The organism is Comamonas sp. w2-DMI, from assembly GCF_040187735.1.
GTDB lineage: Bacteria > Pseudomonadota > Gammaproteobacteria > Burkholderiales > Burkholderiaceae_C > Comamonas > Comamonas terrae.
In genome coordinates this window covers 155,748-174,869 of record NZ_JBANEL010000010.1, presented here as the reverse complement: position 1 = coordinate 174,869, position 19,122 = coordinate 155,748, and the positions used below count along the sequence as shown (strand labels likewise).

Sequence of the window (19,122 nt, the reverse complement as noted above, 5' to 3'; positions counted from 1 at the left end):
CCTCAGAGCAGTTTGGTCAGCGCCTTCATTTCGGTCAGAACGGAGTCCTCGTCATGGGACAGGCAGTGGTCGATGTGGTCGTGGATCAGGACGCGCTTGGCCGCCGTCACCGCGCTTTCCACCGCCGCGAGCTGGCGGGCGATGTCGAGGCAGGTTTCTCCCCCTTCGATCATCCCGATGACGTGCCGCAGATGCCCCTCGGCGCGCTTGAGCCGCTTCACCAGGTCGGGATGGGTGGTGTGCTTATGCATGTCTTCCATGCTGAAATCATATCCCCCCAGGGGGGATACTGCCACTGGATGTTAGATCAACGGCTGCTTGCCAGGCGGGGGGAATGGTCGCCGAGCCAGGCTAAGGCAATTGCCCGGAGCGGCATCCCGGCCGTGGTGAGACGCGAACACAAATGTGTACAACAATTCACATGAAAACATGTTCATGTGTTATATTTTGAGCCACAGTCAAAGACCCAGTTTCCCGAGGCCCCATGTCCCAATCCCACGCACATGACCATGGTCACGATCACGACCATGATCATGACCACACCCCGACCGTGACCAGCGCCAACGAGCGCAAGGTCCTGCTGTCCTTTTTCCTGATCTTCGGCTTCATGGTCGTGGAGGCCGTCGGAGGCGTGCTGTCGGGCTCGCTGGCCTTGCTGGCCGACGCGGGCCACATGCTGACCGACGCCGCGGCGCTCGCACTGGCCTACGCAGCATTCCGGTTCGGCCGCCGCGCGGCCGACAGCAAGCGCACCTTCGGCTACCTGCGCTTCGAGGTCATCGCCGGTTTCCTGAACGCCGTGACCCTGTTCGCGATCGTCGCTTGGATCGCCTACGAGGCGTGGGAGCGGCTGCAGGCGCCGCCCGTGATCCTGGCCGGCCCGATGATGATCGTCGCCGTGCTCGGCCTGCTGGTGAACGTGCTCGTGCTGTGGATCATGACCCGCGGAGAGACCGATCACGTCAACGTGAAGGGGGCCATCCTGCACGTGATGGGCGACCTGCTCGGCTCGGTCGGCGCCATCGTCGCTGCGATCGTCATCTACCTCACGGGCTGGACGCCGATCGATCCCATCCTGTCGGTCCTGGTCGCGGCGCTGATCCTGCGCAGCGCATGGAAGCTGCTCGCCAAGTCGATCCACATCCTGCTGGAAGGCGCGCCGGAGGATGCTTCGCCGGAGAAGGTGGAGCAAGGCCTGATGGGCGCCGTGCCGGGCCTGGCGGCCGTCAGCCACGTTCACGTGTGGCAGCTCACCTCCGGGCGCACGATGGCCACGCTGCACGTTCGCCCCAACGTGGACGAGGAAGCACGCGCCGTGGTCAAGCGCGTCGAAGCGGTGCTTCGAGAGCAATTCAGCATCGAACACGCCACGGTCGGGATCGACTGGAACTCGGGCACCGACGAGAACGTCTGCAGCTTGCAGCCCACGTCGGAGCGTCAGGACCACAGCGGCCACGATCACAGCGGTCATGACCACAGCGGGCACGACCACAGCGGCCATGATCATGGCAATCACAAGCATGGCGGCGGGCACAGCCACGGCCATGACCACGACCATTCCGCTCCTGGTCACAGGCATTGAGGCCGCGCGAGCCGGCTCGCACTCCACTTGAGGATTTGCATCCATGACGTCCCGCAAAACCACCAGCGCCGACACCGCGCAATGCTCGACCACCAGCCACGACGCGGCGACCGATGCCCTCGCAATGTCGCAAAGTGACGTCGCTGTTCTGGCCGAGACCTTCCGCCTGCTGGGCGACCAATCGCGATTGAAGATCCTGCTGCAGTGCATGCATGGCTCGGTCGCCGTGGGGGACATCGCCGAAGCGCTCGACCTGTCGCAGTCTCTGGTCAGCCATCACCTGCGGCTGCTGCGCGGTGCGCGCCTCGTGCGCGGCGAACGCCAAGCCAAGCACATCTTCTACAGCATCGCGGACCAGCACGTCAGCCAGGTGCTGCAGGACATGGCGGTCCACATTTCCGAGGACAAAGCCGACGACTGACCAGGCCCAAGCACCCAGGCGAATGGCAGGTTGCGAGGCGCCGGTACCCACGCCGCCGGTTAGCCTCAAGGACGTCCTCGATGCGGCCTGGGCGCAACACCCTGAATCGCGGGCCCTGCCTGGGCGCCGGGATGCCGCGCAGGCACAGCAATGGGCGGCGGCAGCTTGGACGCCTGAGCCTCCCGCGCTCGCAATCACCCACAAGACCGACCGGTTCAACCGCACAACGGCACTCGTGAGCTGGATGTCGGAGTGGCCACAGCGACGACGCGGGGTTTTCCCACCACCTTGTCCATGCAGCCTGCCCGCTAGGGCAACCCAAAGGGCTTGACCTTGCCTTCGTTGTAACGCCTAGCCTCCACACAAATTTCTGCAGAGCGCTTCGGAAGGGCCGGAGTCCTGCATCCAAGAAAGGGGCACTTCCATGCGTAAAAAAATCAGAATCGTTGTGGTGGCAGGCGTCATCGCAGCCGTCGGGGGCATAGCGATTGCCGCCCGCGACGCCAAGGACGAGGGCAAGGCCGCGGCGCCCCCGGCGGGCGCGCCGATGGCGCCGCAGGTGCCCGTGGCCGAGGTCATCACCCGCACGGTCGCGCCATCGGCCGAGTACACCGGCTTCCTGGCCGCGCCCAAGACCGTCGAGCTGCGCTCGCGGGTCGGCGGCGCCGTCGATGCTGTGAGCGTCCCCGAGGGCAGCCTGGTGCGCAAGGGACAACTGCTGTTCCAGATCGACCCCCGACCGTTCCAGGTCACGCTCGACACGGCTGCGGCGCAACTGCAACAGGCCGAGGTGCTGGCCAGTCAGGCCCAGGCCGACTTCGACCGCGCCGAGCGCCTGGTGGCGACCGGCGCTGTCGCGCGCAAGACCTACGACGATGCCGTCTCCGCGCGCAGTGCGCGCCAGGCCCAGGTGCAAGCGGCCAAGGCCGCCGTCGCTGCGGCGCGGCTGGATCTGTCCTACGCCCGCGTCACGGCGCCCATCGCCGGGCGCGTTGACCGCGTGCTCGTGACCGAGGGCAACCTGGTCAGCGGCGGTGTCGCCGGCGCGGCCACGCTGCTGACCACGATCGTGTCCATCGACCCGCTGCACGTGTACTTCGACATCGACGAAGCCACGTACCTCAACGTCGTGAGCCGCTCGCGGCCCGCTGCGGGCGCCGGCGGCAAGGCCTCGCTGCCCGTGCAGGTCGGGCTGACCACGGACAAGGGTTTCCCGCACAGGGGCGCGCTCGACTTCGTGGGCAACACCATTGACCGAAGCACCGGCACGATCCGCGCGCGCGCCGTTGTGCCCAACCCGGATGGGCGCATGGCACCCGGCATGTTCGCCCGGGTCAAGCTGTCCACCGGCGCGGCGCGCGAGGCCGTCCTGATCGACGATCAGGCCGTGGGCACCGACCAAGGGCGCAACTACGTGCTGGTCGTGGGCGAGAACAACCAGGCCCAGTACCGGCCCATCGAACTGGGGCCGGTGGTGGACGGGCTGCGCGTCATCAACGGCAGCCTGCAGGCCGGTGAGAAGATCATCATCAAGGGCCTCGTGCGCCCCGGCATGGCGGTCACGCCGCGCATGGTGCCCATGCAGCCGCCCGCGGCACCGGCCGCCGGCGCGGACCCCGCCAAGGCTGACGGCGCGGCCGGCTCGGCGGAGGCCCGCAAATGAATTTCCCCCGCTTCTTCATCAACCGGCCCATCTTCGCCATCGTCCTGTCGGTGCTGATGCTGATCGCGGGCGCGATCAGCTACTTCCAGCTGCCGCTGAGCGAATACCCGCAGGTCACGCCTCCCACGGTGCAGGTCACCGCTAGCTATCCCGGTGCCAACCCGCAAGTGATCGCCGATACCGTGGCATCACCGCTGGAGCAGGCGATCAACGGCGTAGAAGGCATGATGTACATGCAGTCTCAGATGTCCACCGACGGGAAAATGGTGCTCACCGTCTCCTTCGAGCAGCATATCAACGCCGACATTGCGCAGATCCAGGTGCAAAACCGGGTCTCGCGGGCGTTGCCGCGCCTACCGCCTGAAGTTCAGCGCATCGGTGTTGTCACCGAGAAAACGTCGCCGGACGTTCTCATGGTGGTGCATTTGCTTTCGCCTGGAGGTCGATATGATCCGCTGTACGTCTCCAACTACGCCACACTTCATGTGAAGGATGAGCTGGCTCGTACGCCAGGCGTCGGCGATGTCCTAGTCTGGGGCGCCGGGGAGTATTCGATGCGGGTCTGGCTCGAACCCGCCAAGGTCGCTGCTCGTGGGCTGATCGCGAGCGACGTGGTTGCCGCCATCCGCGAGCAGAACATACAGGTTGCCGCTGGTTCGGTTGGTCAGCAGCCGGATGCCTCGGCGGCGTTCCAGGTCACGGTCAACACTCTGGGCCGACTGTCGAGCGAGGAGCAATTCGGCGAGATCGTCGTGAAGACGGGCGCCGACGGCCAGGTAACTCGCCTGCGGGATGTCGCCCGCATCTCGATGGGGGCCGATTCCTACTCTTTGCGCAGCCTGCTCAATGGCGAGCCGGCGGTGGGGATACAGATCATCCAGAGCCCGGGCGCGAACGCGCTGGATGTGTCTAGCGCGGTGCGCGCGGCAATGGACCGACTTCAAGCTAAGTTCCCCGACGGCATTGAGTATAGGATCGCCTACGACCCCACGGTCTTCGTGCGCGCCTCGCTCCAGTCCGTCGCCGTCACGCTGCTGGAGGCCATCTTCCTGGTGGTGATCGTGGTGGTGCTGTTCCTGCAATCCTGGCGCGCGTCGATCATCCCGCTGATCGCCGTGCCGGTCTCGCTGGTCGGCACGTTCGCGGTGATGCACATGTTCGGTTTCTCGCTGAACACACTGTCGCTGTTCGGACTGGTGCTGTCCATCGGCATCGTGGTGGATGACGCCATCGTGGTGGTGGAGAACGTGGAGCGCCACATAGCGCTGGGCGAATCACCCAAGGACGCGGCGCGCAAGGCGATGGATGAAGTGACTGGCCCGATCCTGGCCATCACCTCGGTGCTGGCAGCGGTCTTCATCCCCTCGGCGTTCCTGTCGGGGCTGCAGGGCGAGTTCTATCGCCAGTTCGCGCTAACCATCGCGTTCTCGACCATCCTGTCGGCGATCAACTCGCTTACGCTGTCGCCAGCGCTGGCCGCCATCCTGCTCAAGCCGCACCACGGCGCGGCCAAGCCCGATCGCGTCACGCGCATCATCGACGGCGTGTTCGGCGGCTTCTTCCGCCGCTTCAACCGCTTCTTCGACCGCGCCTCGAATTCCTACGTCGGGGGCGTGCGCCGCGCGGTGCGCGGCAGCGCCATCGTGCTGCTGCTCTACGTCGGCTTCCTGGGCCTGACCTGGCTGGGCTTCCACAAGGTGCCTGCGGGCTTCGTGCCCGCCCAGGACAAGTACTACCTCGTGGGCATCGCCCAGCTTCCGACCGGCGCCTCGCTGGATCGCACCGAGGCGGTCGTCAAGGAGATGACCAAGATCGCACTGGCTGAGCCGGGCGTCGAGAGCGTGGTGGCCTTCCCGGGCCTGTCGGTCAATGGACCGGTGAACCAGCCGAACACCGCGCTGATGTTCGCCATGCTCAAGCCCTTCGATGAGCGCAAGGACCCGTCGCTGTCGGCCTTCGCCATCCAGGGCAAGCTCATGGGCAAGTTCAGCCAGATCCCGGACGGCTTCGTCGGCATCTTCCCGCCGCCGCCGGTGCCGGGCCTGGGTTCTATGGGCGGCTTTAAGCTGCAGATCGAGGACCGGGCGGGCCTGGGTCCCGAGGCGCTTGCACAAGCACAGGGCCAGATCATGGGCAAGGCCATGCAGGCGCCCGAGCTGGCGAACATGCTCGCCAGCTTCCAGACCAATGCGCCGCAGTTGCAGGTGGACATCGACCGGGTGAAGGCCAAGTCGCAGGGCGTGTCGCTGACCGAGGTGTTCGACACCCTGCAGGTCAACCTTGGCTCGCTCTACGTCAACGACTTCAACCGCTTCGGTCGCACCTACCGGGTAATGGCCCAAGCCGATGCGCAGTTCCGCATGCAGGCTGAGGACATAGGCATGCTCAAGGTGCGCAATGCAGCGGGCGACATGATCCCGCTGAGCGCGTTCGCGACCATCGAGCGCAGTTCCGGCCCCGACCGGGTGATGCATTACAACGGCTTCCCCTCGGCGGACATCAGCGGCGGGCCAGCGCCGGGCTACTCATCCGGCCAGGCCACCGCCGCGATTGAGAAGATCGTGAGCGAATCGCTGCCTGACGGTATGACCTACGAATGGACGGACCTGACTTTCCAGGAAAAGCGAGTTGGCAATACTGCTATCTATATCTTCGCGCTGGCGGTGCTGCTCGCCTTCCTGTTCCTGGCGGCCCAGTACAACAGTTGGTCGCTGCCGTTCGCTGTGCTGCTGATTGCACCCATGGCGCTGCTCTCGGCGATCGCCGGCGTCTGGCTCTCTGGGGGGGGACAACAACATCTTCACGCAGATCGGTTTCGTGGTGCTGATCGGCCTGGCCGCCAAGAACGCGATCCTGATCGTGGAGTTCGCCCGCGCGAAGGAAAGCGAAGGGGCCGATCCGCTGGCAGCCGTGCTCGAAGCCGCGCGCTTGCGGCTGCGCCCGATCCTGATGACGTCGTTCGCCTTCATCGCTGGCGTGGTGCCGCTGGTGCTGGCCAGCGGTGCGGGCGCCGAGATGCGCCACGCCATGGGCATCGCGGTGTTCGCCGGCATGCTGGGCGTGACGGTATTCGGCCTGGTGCTGACGCCGGTGTTCTACGTCGTGGTGCGCAAGCTGGCGCTGCGCCGCGAAGCGCGCCATGCCCGTGTCGGCATGACCGACCAGCACGCATGACGGCCAGGAGGACATACGACATGAAAACATCTTTCGCATTCACACGACCCGCCAGGACGCTGGCGCCGCTCGCCCTCGCGGCGGCGTTGACTGGCTGCTCCATGGCACCGAAGTATGACCGGCCCGCAGCGCCGATCGACACGGCTTATCCCTTGGGCGCGGCCTATGTGGAACCGGCGGCCGCGACGCCCGACGACGCGATCACGGCCGAGATCGGCTGGCGGGACTTCTTCCGCGACCCGCTGCTGCAGCAGTTGATCGGCATTTCACTGGAGAACAACCGCGACATGCGCAAGGCCGCGCTCAACGTGGAGGCGGCTCAGGCGCTGTACCGTATCCAGCGTGCCGAGATGCTGCCGAACCTGGGCGTTTCCGCCCGCGGCGCGTCAGAGCGCGTACCGGCCGACCTCAGCACCACGGGGCAAAGCGACGTGCTCCGGCGCTACGACGTGGCCGGGGTGACGGCCGCCTGGGAACTGGACCTGTGGGGCCGCATCCGCAGCCTCAGCGACCGGGCGCTGGCGTCCTACCTGGCCCTCGACGAGACCCGCATCGCCACGCAGATGAGCCTGGTGTCCGAGGTGGCCAGCGCCTACCTCACGCTGCGTGCCGACCAGGAACTGCTGCGCCTGACGAGCGACACCCTCGCCACGCAGAAGCGCTCCTACGGGCTGACCACCCAACTGGTGGAAGCGGGCAACTCCACGCAGCTCGACCTGCGCCGCGCAGAGATCGCGTTGCGCACCGCCGAGGCCAACCATGCCGCCTACACACGGCAGGCGGCCAAGGACCGCAACGCGCTGGTGCTGCTGTTGGGCCAGCCGCTGACGCCGGAGCTGTCCCGGCAGCTTGACGAGGCCATGGCGCTGCCGGACGACATCGTGCCGACCGGCCTGCCGAGCGGCCTGCCGTCCGAACTGCTCGCGCGCCGGCCGGACATCCGCGCCGCCGAGCAGATGCTGATCGGCGCCAACGCCAACATCGGCGCGGCGCGGGCCGCGTTCTTCCCGACGATCAGCCTTACGGGCTCGGCGGGCACGGCCAGCGCTTCGCTGGACGGCCTGTTCGATTCGGGCTCGCGGGCCTGGAGCTTCCTGCCGCAGATCACGCTGCCCATCTTCCGCGGCGGCGCGCTGCGCGCCAACCTGGACGTGGCGCACGTACAGAAGCGCATCGAGATCGCCAACTACGAGAAGTCCATCCAGGCGGCCTTCGCCGAGGTGGCCGACGGCCTGGCGGGCAAGCGCACGCTCGATGAGCAGATCCGCGCGGAGCAGCTCCTGGTGGCGGCCAGCCAGAAGGCCTACGAGCTGGCCGAGCAGCGCTTCCAGGAGGGCGTGGACGACAACCTCACTGTACTCGACGCGCAGCGCACGCATTACGGCACGCAGCAGACCCTGGTGCGCACGCGCCTGACGCGGCTGAACAACCTCATCCATCTGTACAAGGCGCTGGGCGGCGGCTGGACTGAGCACACGGTGCAATCGGGCGCCACGGCGCAGCAGTCCGCCCGGTCGCCGGGATGAGGGCCGGCGCGCAGCGGTGGCGTCCCCCATCGCTGCGCGCGGAGAGCTGGATGAGGATTGGTGAACTCGCGCGCTTGACCGGCACGCCCCCTGAGAACATCAGGTTCTACGAACGGGAGGGCCTGCTGCCCGCTCCCGAGCGGTCCCGCAACAACTACCGGCGCTATGGCCCGGCCCATGTCGAGCGGCTTTACCTGATTCGCAACTACCGCGCGTCGGGCATCGGCCTGGATGACATGCGCAACTTGCTGGGCTGGACGCATCGCGAGTCCCCGGAACCCGAGCTGCTGACGCAGGCTGTCCGGGACCATCTCGCCTATGTCGAGGAACGCATGGCGCAACTGACCCGGGTGAAAGAGCACCTGCTCGCATTGGAACGGCAGGCTGTTCCTTCTGCCGCTCGGGAGATTTGCGAGGAGCGACCAGGTTGCGGCGGTTCATGAGCATCGCATGGCCGAATCATGGTCGGATAACTGAACATATATTCATGCGTGTAATATTTCCGGCCAGACAAACGAACAAGAAAGACCGCCCATGACCGACCAGAGCATCACGCGCCGAAACATCGGCGTTCTCACCGCCGCGCAGGCGCTCGGTGGCGCCAGCGCGCCCATCGTGATGTCGCTGGGCGGGCTGGTCGGCCAGCAGCTTGCCAAGGACTCGGCCTGGATCACCTTGCCCGTGAGCCTGTTCGGCCTGGGTCTTGCCATCGGCACCTTGCCTGCGGCGTTCATCATGCGGCGCCATGGCCGCCGCAACGGATACGTGGTCGGGGTCGGCTTCGGCGTGGCCTCGGGCCTGATCGCCGCGCTGGGCATCATGCTGGCCTCGTTCTGGATCTTCTGCGCCGGCACCTTCCTGGCGGGCTTCTACGGCGCGTATGTGCAGAGCTACCGCTTCGCAGCCGCCGACACCGCCGAGGACGCGCTCAAGGCCAAGGCGATTTCCTGGGTGATGGTGGGGGGTCTCGCGGGTGCCATCATCGGGCCGCAGTTGGTGATCTTCACGCGCGACGCGGTAGCGGGCACGCCCTACGTCGGCAGCTTCCTCAGCCAGGCGCTGCTGCCGCTGATCGCCCTGCCGATCTTGCTGATGCTGCGCACGCCGCGCCAGACCCCGGCCGAAGCCGCCGCCGACAGCGGCCGCACGGTGCTGCAGCTCCTGGCGATGCCGCGCTACGCGCTGGCCGTGGCCGCGGGCGTGGTGTCCTATGGGGTGATGGCGTTCGTGATGACCGCCGCGCCGGTGGCGATGGTCAACCACGGGCATTCGGTGGACAACGCCGCCCTGGGCATCCAGTGGCACCTGCTGGCGATGTTCGGGCCGAGCTTCTTCACTGGGCGGCTGATGGTGCGCTACGGCAAGGAGCGCGTGACCGCCGTGGGCATGGTGCTGCTCGCCGCCTCCGGGGTGGTGGCCCTGGGCGGGCTCGGCCTGTCCCACTTCTGGGGCTCGCTGGCGCTGCTGGGCATCGGCTGGAACTTCAGCTTCATCGGCGCGACGGCGGTGGTCACCGATTGCCACACCCCGGCCGAGCGCAGCAAGGCGCAGGGCATGAACGATTTCTTCGTCTTCGCCGCCACGGCGGCCGTGTCGTTCCTCGCGGGATCGATCCTGCACAGCTCGGGCTGGCAGGCGGTCAACTGGATGATCTTCCCGGCCCTGGCGCTGATCTTGGTGCCGCTGCTGTGGCAGACCGCGCGAAAGCCGGTGCGGCTAGGTCCGGGCTGATCGGGCCGATGCGGGAGGTGTTCCATCTAGCGGTCGCCTCAGGCGCTACATCACCTGCTTCCACCGCTGCAGCTTCGACAGCGCGTTGTCGTAGGCGGCGGAAGTGAAGGACTGGATCTTGCGCCGAGGGTCTTCATCGGCATCAACGGCGAAATGAGGGGCTTGACCTTCCAACAATGGGAAGCCCTACAGTGACTCCATCAATCTCATTCAAGGAGTTTTTCATGAGAGTCAACAAGTTCAGCCTGTTGTTCATTGCGGGCGCCGTCGTGGTCGCCATCGGCCTGATGGCCGTTCAGAAGAAGGTGGTCCCGTCGGGTGAAGTGATGCAGGCCAATGCGAGCGGAGATCACCAAGGGCACGCGATGCCCTCCAGCGCCTCGGCCAATGACAGCCCTTCCACGACCGCGTATCGCGCCGTGAACGACCAGATGCACGCGGGGATGGGAGCGCAGTTCACTGGCAACGCCGACGTCGATTTCATGCGCGGCATGATCCCGCACCACCAGGGCGCGATCGACATGGCCAAGGTGGCGTTGCAGTACGGCAAGGACCCGGAGGTCCGCAAGTTGGCTGAGGAGGTTATCTCTGCGCAGGAAGGCGAGATCGCCATGATGAATAAGTGGCTTGGAGAACGCGGCCAACAGGCGGCGACCGGCAGCTCGGGCGACGCCTCGACGACCGCCTACCCTGCCGGCAATGACCGCATGCACGCCGACATGATGATTGACTTCAGCGGCGATGCCGATGTGGACTTTATGCGCGGCATGATCCCGCATCACCAGGGCGCGATCGACATGGCCAAGGTGGCGTTGCAGTACGGCAAGGACCCGGAGGTCCGCGAGTTGGCTCAGGAGGTTATCTCTGCGCAGGAAGGAGAGATCGCCATGATGAAGAGCTGGCTTGCCGCTCGGGGAAAGTGAAGGCACGACCATGAACCAAGCCAGCACCCCGCGCATCATCATCTATAGCACTCCAGCCTGCCCGGACTGTCGGGTGCTGAAGGAGTGGCTGTCCCAGCAGAGCATCGTGTTTGAAGAACGCGACCTGACCGACCCGAAGATTTCTGCGGAAGCCAAGTCACGAACCGGCGTGCGCGTGGCTCCGATCACGCTCATCGGTAATGAGGTCTTCTATGGCACCTTTGCGAGCCAGAAGCCGGGGCTGATGAAGGCGCTCGGCCGTTCGACAAGTAGATGAAGGGTCTCAAGAAATACTTGGCCCGCGCTGCCGTCCAAGCTCCCAAGATACGCCGCCACCGCGCACCACGGCGGCGATATGCTGCCCCAGCCGCTGCTCGATCACCGGCCGCCACGGCACCAAGCTGAATCCCATGCCGTCGTCCAGCATCGCGTAGCGCCCGCTGGCGAGCATGACGCTGCGCCGGTAGATGCCAGCCACGCGCTGCCCGTCGGCCACCGGGCGATGCTCCAGGCCGGTTTCAGCGGCAATGCCCTTCGCGGCCTGTGCCAGTTCCCGGTTGCGCAGTGTGCCCAGCAGGTTGCGCGCCAGGATCACGCGCTGCCCGCGCCGCTCGGCCAGCCCCTGTTCGGCCAGGAAGTCGGCGCGCTGTTGCATGGCCTGTTTGGCCTCGCCACCAAAGCCCAGGTCGCCCAGGCCCGAGCCGCCGCCGATCAACTGCTGGTCGAGCCACGTGGCCCCGATCACGCGGGCCTGCCGCTCGATGGGCAAGTGCGATTTCAGCTCCACGGCCACGCCGCCCAGGCGCTGCGCGTCGTACTGGCGGCCACGCTCGGCCAGGTCGTCCGGCACCTTCCATAGCCCTTCGGCAACGCGCTCCACAATGCCGGCCCGACGCAGGGCCTCCAGCCGGCGGATGTGGGCGGCGACGACTTCTTGCGGGTCGCGTCCGGCCTTGGCCCGGCCCTGCCCGATCGCCAGGTGATGGTCAGTGCGGTACAGGCCATCGCTCGCCAGCGCGGCGATGTTCTTGTCGGCTGCGCGCACGTCGGCCGAGCCTTTCACCTCCACCACGGCGCCGCTCGGGTAGTTCGCCAGCTCGTCGCGGGCGTTGAGCGCGACGTAATGGGCCTTGCCGTCCACCCCGTCGATGACCAGATAGCCCCGGTCGCGCAGCTCGTCGGCCAGCCCCTTCGCGGCCACACGGCCGAGGATGGTTCGGCCATCGTCCCCCGGCTCGAACACGGCCAGCTCGCGCGGCTCGCCGCGCATGGCCCGCTGCACGGTGCGGATGATGTCGCCGCGCTCGCCCAGCGCGCGCAATGTCTTTTCCGCATCGGCATGGATGGCCCAGGTGCCGGGCTGCGTCTCGTCGGCCAGGCCCAGGCGCTGCAAGTGTTGCAGGCGGCCGATTAGCATCAGGCGTTGGCGCTGCAAGCGGGGGGGCGTTGAACCTTTCGACGCGCACCAGGCCATCGCCGCCGGCCTCGCCTATCTCACGCTTGAGGGTGCGATCCAGGCTCGTCCACCGCTCTTGCTCCACCTCACGCTGCAAGGTCTGCTGGATCTCCAGTTCGGTGCGCGGCCCCAGCCATTCGGTCGCCAGCTCGGCGGCGCGATAGCGGAAGCCATCGGCGATGTAGTCGCCCGCGATGATGAGGTCTTTGCCGGTGTCGTCGCGCCCGCGCACGACGATGTGCGTGTGCGGGTTGTCGGTGTTCCAGTGGTTCACGGCCACCCAATCGAGGCCCGTACCCAGGTCGGCCTCCATGCGGCCCATGAGGTGCCGCGTGTAGGTGCGCAGGTCTTCCAGCTCCGCGCCATCCTCGGGCGAGAGGATGAAGCGGAAATGGTGCCGGTCGTCGGCGCAGCGTTCCTTGAAGGCGTCGAGATCGGCCACGTCTGTCTGCGGCCCGTAGGCTTGGCCCGGCTCGCCGTCGCGGCCCACGCCGTCGCGCTCGATGTAGCGCAGGTGCTTGGCGAGCGACTGCGGGCTGGCCCGCTGGTGGTTCACCAGCAGCGTCTTGATGGTCGCGCGCCGCGACATAGGCGTCAGCTTCGCCCCGGCGAAGCGTGCTGCCGTGTGGCCGCGCCCCAGGCGCGAGCCGGGCCGCTGGCCGGTGCCACTCGCCGATGCCGGACGGCGCACCGTGGACTTGCCGCTGCTGGCTTTGCCCGCCTGTTTGAGCACCTTGGAAACGAAGCTCTGCCCCTGGCCCTTGCCCCGGTTCTTCGGGGCGCTGGGGCGCACGCGGAAATCGTCGTCGCGGCGGTCGGTCATGGCTGCGCTCCCTGCAAGCTCTGGCGTGTCCTGTCGTGCGAAGCACGCGGACATGCCTGCATTGGCGCGACCTTCGCGCCGAACGCGGCACGGCGGCAAAGCCGCTCCGTGCCGCGCCACCCCCATGTGCAGACTGGCTTTCGACGCGGCCCGGTGCCGCGTCCTTTTGTCTTGCCTTCCGCCTTTGCCTGTCGCTGGTGCTCCAGGCGTCGGCGGCCCGGCGGTGCTGTGCTGCTTGCAGCCAGCCCGCCGGCGAACGCGCAGAGGGACACGCCGATGGCCGCTAGCCGGGCGCGTTCGAGGCAAGACGCCTGCACACTGGATGGCAGCGCGAAGTGCGGTGCGAATGCACCCGCACTGCACGCGCGACGACATGGCGGCAGCAGCCAGAACGACATGCCCGATGGCACGATGAGATGCACGGCAGCGTGCAGCGAATCGGCCGCCATCATGGGCGTGCCTCCAGCCAGACCCGATGCGCAACGCCGATCACGGTGGATGCGCTGACCGGCCCGAAATAGCGGCTGTCGAACGATGCCGGCTTTGTCACGCTCAACAGGAACAGCTCGCCCGGTTCGAGGTGGCGGCAAAGCTGCAAGGATGGCAGCGACCGGCCCAGCCGGTCGGCAGGCAGCACGGCGGCCGAAGGCACGCCGTCGATGCGTACCTGTCCAGCGACGATGCAAACGTGTTGCGGTGCGACTGCGCCCACACGTTTGAGCAGCGGAACGCGCGTCGGCAGGTAGCCGCGCTGCGCAGCCAGTGCGGCTACCTCGACTGGCAACGGCACGAGCACGATGCTGTCCACGGACAACGGACGTAGCAGCGAAGCAGTGCGCGGGTCGAACGGTTCGATGCGATACCATCCGACCGCCACGCTGTCGGATGGGTTGTACGTCAGGCGCGGCAGCGGTTGCACGAACGCCGCCCAGGCCAGCGCAGCGAGGCCGACTGCGGCGAAGCCCGCCAGCACGATGCGAGCGCGCAGGCGCGAGCGAGGATGCGGCGAGGCGGACGAAGTGGAAACGGTCGTCATGGCAGCGCCTTCCCAGCGAGCCACGCGGAATGCCGCTCGGCGGTGTATTCGGGCAGCGGCAGGCGGGCCTCCAGACGGTTGCCCAGCGTGCGCCAGTACGCGGGCGAGACGGCAGACGCGGCGATGCCCAGCGCCTCGATGCCGTCGATGCGTTCCAACACGGCGCGCACGTTGGCGTCATCCTCGGCGTGCAGCAGCAGACGTGCGCCTGGCCGCACGCCGGGGATGCGCTGCAAGGCATCCAATGGCGTGCCAGCCTGCATCACCATGAGCTGCCAGCGGATCGTGCCGTAGTCGTTGGTCTGCCAGCGGATGCGGCAGAGAACAGCGTTCGGCAGGAACACCGCGCAGCGCCGCCAGCGGTCGAGCTGGAGCGTGCGCGCAGGTTCGCCGAAGCGCAGGTAGAGCTTGAAGCGCGGTTCGATGTAGGCCAGCGATACGCGCGTCAGCGGCACGTTGCCGGCCTGGCGGGCGAGTGTCGAAAGCGAAGTCGCTGGCGTGGTCGATGCAGAAGCCGTGACCGCGTTCGCGGCAGGTGCGATGGATGCGTTCATGGCAGGTTCTCCGTGCGGGTCTCGGGAAACTCCCGTTCCAGCAGGCCGCGGAGCAGTTCGGCCACGGTCACGCCCTGACCGAAGGCGGCGATCTTGATGCGCGCGCGCAGCGCTGGCGTCACGTCGAGGGTCAGGCGTGCGGTGTAGAGGTCGCCCTTATTGAGCGCATCAGCGTCGCCCTGGCGAATCCACGCCTCAGCGTGCGGATTCGCCGGTGGGCGCGCACCGATGCCAATGCGCTTGGCCGTGCGCTTGCTGTTCGGTGGCGACTGTGCGGTCATGTCGGCCACCGCAGCAGTTCATCGACCAGCGCGGCGATCTCGCGGGTGGCGGCGCTGTCGGGCGCCGTCTCGCGGGCGAGTCGACCAGCGGCCACGCTGTCGGCGAAGACGATCCTTTGCCGAACCTCAGCGCGCAGCGCCGGCAACGGCTGTTCGGCCAGCGATTGCCGCGCCTCCCGACCGATCACCGTGGTGCTAACGCGGCGGTTGATGACGAAGGCCGCGCGCAGCGCAGGCCGGAACACCTGCGCCTCACGGATCAGTGCCACCATCTCGGCGCTGGCCCACAAGTCGTAGGGGCTGGGCTGCACCGGAATCAGCACGCGCTCGGCTGCCAGCAGCGCGGAGCGCGCCAAGGCGGCGATGCGCGGCGGCCCGTCGATGATGACGTGATCTGCGCGGCGGGCGAGTTCTGGCGCCTCTTGGTGCAGCGTTTCGCGTGCAAGGCCCACGGCGCTGAACAGCCGTGGCAAGCCTTGCTGGCTTCTGCGCTGCGTCCAGTCCAGCGATGAACCCTGCGGGTCGGCATCCAGCAGGACGACGTGCTGGCCGCGCATCGCCAGTTCGCCGGCGATGTGGGTGGCGAGCGTGGTCTTGCCGACGCCGCCTTTTTGGTTGAGTAACGCGACGATCATGGCGCGGCCCTCCGTGCTGGAAAGCCTTGCTTCGAGTCGCCTGCAAAACCTGATTTCTGGCGGCTTGGATTGCCTGCCGTTTGTGGCCGCGTGGCGGTTGTCCACCGCAGCGGCGCTTCTCTACTAAAAGTTAGAGAATTTAAGTTATGTATGTTAGAGAGCGCGCAAACCCAATGCTGGCGCGGGTTTTCGGCCGATTGGCACGCCTGATAGCACGATAGGGCCACGCCTGATAGCACGATACCCCGCACGCCTGATAGCACGACACTATTCACAGGTTGTCCCGGAGTTATCCCCGTGCCGTGGACGGCACGGGTCGGAAGGTCAATAACTCCGTTCCGTCGTCCGGCATCCGCTCGATGCCCAGGACGTAGCCGGGCAGCGACTGCCGCGCCACCAGCGCGCGCAGGTCGCAGGCGAAGTCGTAAGGTTTGGCGGTACTGCCGGACTTCTGGTGCAGGTAGCGGAAATCGAACTGCCAGCCGTATTCCTGCCTGCCACCGTGCTTGCGTACCAGCCGGTACAGCCATCGCTCGATACCGCCGGTCAGCCGGAAATACGCCGGGTCGATGGTCAGCACCAGGGCGGCATCGAGCACGCCGGCGTAGAACCAGTCCGGCAGGATCAGTTCGATGCCCAATGGCGTGCCGCTGGCGTCGGCCAGTTCCTTCCACTCGTTGATCCACGAGAAGCGGTGCAGCCGCCTTCCCGTGGTCTCGCGGATGGACGTGGCCACCGTGGTCGATTGCAGCCGGTCGAGCGCGGCCTTGAGACGCTGGTAGTCGCGTGAGCCGGTGCCGCGCCCGATGAAGCGCAGGATCTCGTAGGGCGTGGCGTGCATCAGCCGCGATGGCCGCAGGCCCGCGTCCTGCGCCTCCACGATCTGGCTGGCGGCCCAGATCAGGATGTCGGCATCCCAGATCGTGGCGATGCCATGCTCGGTCGTGCCTTCCACGCGGATCGTCACGTTGCCCGCCCGGAAGTCGATGGGCTTGACCCGCTTGGACTTCGCCAGCGAGAAGAACGGATAGGCCATCAAGTCTTGGCTGTCGCGCGGCGCCATGTCGCCCGGCAAGGCGCGAAACAGGTCGAGCTGTTCGCGCTCCTGCACCGACCGCTGCCGGGGCGGCAGCGCGAGACTGGACATGACGGCGGCCACCCGTGAACCTGCGATCAGCGGCGATCACGGTAGTCACCCGCATGGCGCTCGGCGTACTCCGGGTCGGAGGTGGCATCGAAGCTGCGCGCATCGGCCCAGGCATCCAGGTCGGCCACCGCGTACATGACGCGCCGGCCGAACTTGCGGAACTTCGGCCCGCCGCCGATCACGCGCTGTTTCTCCAGCGTGCGGGGCGACAGCCGCAGGTAGTCGGCGGCTTCGTCGTTGGTCAGATAGCGTTGGGGCTGCGCGGGCGCAGCAACAGCAGCGGAAGGAGCGGTTACAGAGGGCCGCAAGGGAGCGGGTCGCATGGGATTTACCTCCATCAAGCCCGGCCACACCACGCGGCCGGATGGAGGCACTTTCGAGAAATTCAGGCTTCCTGCTAAGGGACGAATTGCAGGGAGTGCAAAACGTCCCCCCTTGCTACGATGCAACTGGCCCAAGCTGCGCCAGGCTGCGATAGCCGCCGCGCATCAGCGCCTCGCCGCGACGCGCCAGCCGCCGCACGCGGGCACGCAAGGCGCTGTCGGCGTGCCAGTCGGCGGCCACGGCATCCACGCCGAACAACCCTTCGGCCACCTCGCGCAAGGACGCGCCGGCCAGGGTCGCGTCAAGCGCCTGGAGCGTGTGCAGTTCCTGCACCGCCGCGAGCGTGGGCCGGGAACGGGCCATTGCCGCAGGCACGGCATCCGGCAGCGCCGCCAGCTTGTCCAGTTCGGCCACCAGTGCCTGATAACGCGCGCAGGGTGTGGCGCAGGCGCGGGTAGCGTAGAGGTAGGCCATGCCGTCTTCCAGGCCCGGCGCCAGCGCGAGCCGCAGGCAGCAACCGGGCCAGCGCGACACCAGCACCAGGCGTTTGCCGTCGTGGATCAGATGCTTGCGGCCGGGAACACACCAGAACTCGAAGGCATAGGCTTCGGGCGGTGGGTCGGCATCGGGATAAAGCTGCACCACGGCATCGTGGTCGGGAAACCAGGCCGGATGCGCGTCACGTGCGTCTAGGGCGGGATCTTCCAGCAGGCGCAGGCCCCAGCGGTGCGCCGCATCCGGGCGGCGGCGACGGCGCAGCCAGTCTAGCCGGTAGTCGGGATTGCGGCGCAGGTACTCCCAGGCCAAGGCCGGGCCATCAAGATGCAGCGTGTAGAGATACGCAGCGGTCGGATACCAGTGTTCTCGATGTTCGGCACTCGGGCCAGCCATGACGCAACCTCCTGTCAGTCAGCAGGAACGTCGCTGCGGCTCGGCATGCGGGAGCTATCGTTTCAACATCAAAACGTCATCGTTATCGGGTTAAGCTGAAACTACGGGTGTCAAGTCCGATTGGCTCCGGTGCATTGCGAAAATCGTCTGAATGCGACGGCTGTGCCGCCTGGAATCGACGGTCAGCAGCCGATACCGTGCCGCAGCCCGGGCCAAAGACCATGACTGTTTACATCAGAGTTGCACCGCTTCGGTGCAAGAATGCGGATTCAGACCGGGCGGGTCTTGAGTGAGACGGAAATAGTCACAATGCGCTGCGCTTGGCCTCGCTGCGCGGGCCTGCATCAGTCCGGTATCGAACCGTCTTCTTCGGCCAGCCGCACATACTCCGACAGCCGCCGTGTCGGTTGAAAGTAACGATCGCGCATCACGGGCTGCTTGCGCGGCCCGACGATGGACGCCAGATCGGAGAGCTTCACCGTGCCCAGGGCAGGCATCCCGATGCCCAGGTCGATCAGGCCATAGGCCGTATCGCCGTCGGTGGGATCGAGCGAGGCCAGCAGCCAGGTTGCGTGCGCGTCGGGGGTGAACAGCCGCACCACGGGCAGCGGGTCGGTATCCTGCCCGGCGGCGCGGGCCTGGCCGTGGGCCAGCAGCCGCGCCCGGTCGTCCTCGGTGACAAGCGGGGTCACGACCGCGCGCCTTGCACGAATGCACGCAAGCGCTGAAGCGCATTCGTGCTTGCGCCCTGATGCACAAATGCGCAAGCGTACGAATCCGCAGAAGCGTAGAGCCACGCAGGCGCATGTACGGAAGTCAGGAAAGACACGGATCAGGCTCTCCGCTTTTGAAGAAAGCCGCTGATGTGGATTTCTTCAAAGGCACAAAAACAAGTGGGATCGGATGAATGAGTTAAATATAACGTGGTTTTAAATTTTGTACAAACTGAAACTTC

At 66.7% G+C, this 19,122-nt stretch carries 17 protein-coding genes and 2 pseudogenes; 9 read left to right on the top strand and 10 right to left on the bottom strand.

Translation table 11 applies throughout. From position 1 onward, the window contains the following. Positions 1-2: 2 nt before the first annotated feature. Positions 3-260, bottom strand: coding sequence for a metal-sensing transcriptional repressor (locus V8Z74_RS12885; RefSeq protein ID WP_019396551.1), 258 nt, complete (start codon positions 258-260; stop codon positions 3-5). A 224-nt stretch (positions 261-484) separates the two neighbouring features. On the opposite strand from V8Z74_RS12885, the gene V8Z74_RS12880 reads away from it, so the two are divergent. The 9 genes and pseudogenes from V8Z74_RS12880 (at position 485) to V8Z74_RS12840 (ending at position 11,297) form a co-directional block, all read left to right on the top strand. Further along, complete coding sequence (locus V8Z74_RS12880) at positions 485-1,582, top strand: cation diffusion facilitator family transporter (protein WP_008786738.1); 1,098 nt, start codon at positions 485-487, stop codon at positions 1,580-1,582. A 43-nt stretch (positions 1,583-1,625) separates the two neighbouring features. Next, the gene (locus V8Z74_RS12875; protein ID WP_008786737.1) at positions 1,626-2,003 is read left to right on the top strand and encodes an ArsR/SmtB family transcription factor; all 378 of its coding nucleotides are present in this window, start codon (positions 1,626-1,628) and stop codon (positions 2,001-2,003) included. A 424-nt stretch (positions 2,004-2,427) separates the two neighbouring features. After that, positions 2,428-3,666, top strand: a complete 1,239-nt coding sequence (locus V8Z74_RS12870; protein ID WP_021162752.1) for an efflux RND transporter periplasmic adaptor subunit — start codon at positions 2,428-2,430, stop codon at positions 3,664-3,666. Next, positions 3,663-6,840, top strand: a pseudogene (locus V8Z74_RS12865) (efflux RND transporter permease subunit). Before V8Z74_RS12870 ends, V8Z74_RS12865 begins: the two are co-directional and overlap by 4 nt. Continuing rightward, positions 6,837-8,366, top strand: a complete 1,530-nt coding sequence (locus V8Z74_RS12860) for an efflux transporter outer membrane subunit (RefSeq protein WP_349709550.1) — start codon at positions 6,837-6,839, stop codon at positions 8,364-8,366. Before V8Z74_RS12865 ends, V8Z74_RS12860 begins: the two are co-directional and overlap by 4 nt. 50 nt (positions 8,367-8,416) lie before the next feature. Beyond that, positions 8,417-8,809 (top strand): MerR family transcriptional regulator, encoded by a 393-nt coding sequence (locus V8Z74_RS12855; protein ID WP_019396549.1) that lies wholly within the window; start codon positions 8,417-8,419, stop codon positions 8,807-8,809. Between the two features lie 91 nt (positions 8,810-8,900). Next, the gene (locus V8Z74_RS12850; protein WP_008786732.1) at positions 8,901-10,097 is read left to right on the top strand and encodes an MFS transporter; all 1,197 of its coding nucleotides are present in this window, start codon (positions 8,901-8,903) and stop codon (positions 10,095-10,097) included. Positions 10,098-10,321: 224 nt separating this feature from the next. Next, a complete protein-coding gene (gene copM / locus V8Z74_RS12845; protein ID WP_021162755.1) occupies positions 10,322-11,020 on the top strand; it encodes a CopM family metallochaperone in 699 nt (232 codons plus the stop codon). A gap of 10 nt (positions 11,021-11,030) precedes the next feature. Further along, positions 11,031-11,297 (top strand): glutaredoxin family protein, encoded by a 267-nt coding sequence (locus V8Z74_RS12840; protein ID WP_008786730.1) that lies wholly within the window; start codon positions 11,031-11,033, stop codon positions 11,295-11,297. A 6-nt stretch (positions 11,298-11,303) separates the two neighbouring features. Here the strand turns inward: V8Z74_RS12840 and V8Z74_RS12835 are convergent. The 9 genes and pseudogenes from V8Z74_RS12835 to V8Z74_RS12795 all read right to left on the bottom strand — a co-directional run bounded on the left by V8Z74_RS12835 (position 11,304) and on the right by V8Z74_RS12795 (position 18,859). Then, positions 11,304-13,299, bottom strand: a pseudogene (locus V8Z74_RS12835) (relaxase/mobilization nuclease domain-containing protein). 448 nt (positions 13,300-13,747) lie between these two features. Beyond that, positions 13,748-14,335, bottom strand: a complete 588-nt coding sequence (locus V8Z74_RS12830) for a S26 family signal peptidase (protein ID WP_073646493.1) — start codon at positions 14,333-14,335, stop codon at positions 13,748-13,750. Continuing rightward, on the bottom strand, positions 14,332-14,889 hold the full coding sequence (locus tag V8Z74_RS12825; RefSeq protein ID WP_073646492.1) for a DUF2840 domain-containing protein: 558 nt from the start codon (positions 14,887-14,889) through the stop codon (positions 14,332-14,334). The genes V8Z74_RS12830 and V8Z74_RS12825 overlap by 4 nt, the downstream gene beginning before the upstream one ends. Next, a complete protein-coding gene (locus V8Z74_RS12820; protein WP_073646498.1) occupies positions 14,886-15,170 on the bottom strand; it encodes a chromosome partitioning protein ParB in 285 nt (94 codons plus the stop codon). Before V8Z74_RS12820 ends, V8Z74_RS12825 begins: the two co-directional genes overlap by 4 nt. Beyond that, positions 15,167-15,805 carry a ParA family partition ATPase gene (parA, locus tag V8Z74_RS12815; RefSeq protein WP_073646491.1) on the bottom strand — a complete coding sequence of 213 codons (639 nt, stop codon included), beginning with the start codon at positions 15,803-15,805 and terminating at the stop codon, positions 15,167-15,169. The genes V8Z74_RS12820 and parA overlap by 4 nt, the downstream gene beginning before the upstream one ends. Before the next feature lie 289 nt (positions 15,806-16,094). Beyond that, positions 16,095-16,952, bottom strand: coding sequence for a replication initiator protein A (locus V8Z74_RS12810; RefSeq protein ID WP_073646490.1), 858 nt, complete (start codon positions 16,950-16,952; stop codon positions 16,095-16,097). A gap of 26 nt (positions 16,953-16,978) precedes the next feature. Further along, the gene (locus V8Z74_RS12805) at positions 16,979-17,275 is read right to left on the bottom strand and encodes a helix-turn-helix domain-containing protein (RefSeq protein ID WP_073646489.1); all 297 of its coding nucleotides are present in this window, start codon (positions 17,273-17,275) and stop codon (positions 16,979-16,981) included. Positions 17,276-17,390: 115 nt separating this feature from the next. Beyond that, a complete protein-coding gene (locus V8Z74_RS12800) occupies positions 17,391-18,167 on the bottom strand; it encodes a DUF2285 domain-containing protein (RefSeq protein ID WP_073646488.1) in 777 nt (258 codons plus the stop codon). Between the two features lie 344 nt (positions 18,168-18,511). Beyond that, entirely contained in the window at positions 18,512-18,859 is a 348-nt protein-coding gene (locus V8Z74_RS12795) for a DUF2958 domain-containing protein (RefSeq protein WP_073646487.1), read from the bottom strand. Positions 18,860-19,122: the final 263 nt, after the last annotated feature.

Bases quoted from the DNA above. Each gene is read 5' to 3' on its own strand.
- V8Z74_RS12820 (WP_073646498.1), bottom strand. From the start codon at position 15,170: ATGACCGCACAGTCGCCACCGAACAGCAAGCGCACGGCCAAGCGCATT.
- V8Z74_RS12805 (WP_073646489.1), bottom strand. From the start codon at position 17,275: ATGCGACCCGCTCCCTTGCGGCCCTCTGTAACCGCTCCTTCCGCTGCT.
- V8Z74_RS12860 (WP_349709550.1), top strand. From the start codon at position 6,837: ATGACGGCCAGGAGGACATACGACATGAAAACATCTTTCGCATTCACA.
- V8Z74_RS12830 (WP_073646493.1), bottom strand. From the start codon at position 14,335: ATGACGACCGTTTCCACTTCGTCCGCCTCGCCGCATCCTCGCTCGCGC.
- V8Z74_RS12810 (WP_073646490.1), bottom strand. From the start codon at position 16,952: ATGTCCAGTCTCGCGCTGCCGCCCCGGCAGCGGTCGGTGCAGGAGCGC.
- V8Z74_RS12850 (WP_008786732.1), top strand. From the start codon at position 8,901: ATGACCGACCAGAGCATCACGCGCCGAAACATCGGCGTTCTCACCGCC.
- V8Z74_RS12885 (WP_019396551.1), bottom strand. From the start codon at position 260: ATGGAAGACATGCATAAGCACACCACCCATCCCGACCTGGTGAAGCGG.
- V8Z74_RS12880 (WP_008786738.1), top strand. From the start codon at position 485: ATGTCCCAATCCCACGCACATGACCATGGTCACGATCACGACCATGAT.
- V8Z74_RS12840 (WP_008786730.1), top strand. From the start codon at position 11,031: ATGAACCAAGCCAGCACCCCGCGCATCATCATCTATAGCACTCCAGCC.
- V8Z74_RS12875 (WP_008786737.1), top strand. From the start codon at position 1,626: ATGACGTCCCGCAAAACCACCAGCGCCGACACCGCGCAATGCTCGACC.
- V8Z74_RS12825 (WP_073646492.1), bottom strand. From the start codon at position 14,889: ATGAACGCATCCATCGCACCTGCCGCGAACGCGGTCACGGCTTCTGCA.
- parA (WP_073646491.1), bottom strand. From the start codon at position 15,805: ATGATCGTCGCGTTACTCAACCAAAAAGGCGGCGTCGGCAAGACCACG.
- V8Z74_RS12870 (WP_021162752.1), top strand. From the start codon at position 2,428: ATGCGTAAAAAAATCAGAATCGTTGTGGTGGCAGGCGTCATCGCAGCC.
- V8Z74_RS12800 (WP_073646488.1), bottom strand. From the start codon at position 18,167: ATGGCTGGCCCGAGTGCCGAACATCGAGAACACTGGTATCCGACCGCT.
- copM (WP_021162755.1), top strand. From the start codon at position 10,322: ATGAGAGTCAACAAGTTCAGCCTGTTGTTCATTGCGGGCGCCGTCGTG.
- V8Z74_RS12855 (WP_019396549.1), top strand. From the start codon at position 8,417: ATGAGGATTGGTGAACTCGCGCGCTTGACCGGCACGCCCCCTGAGAAC.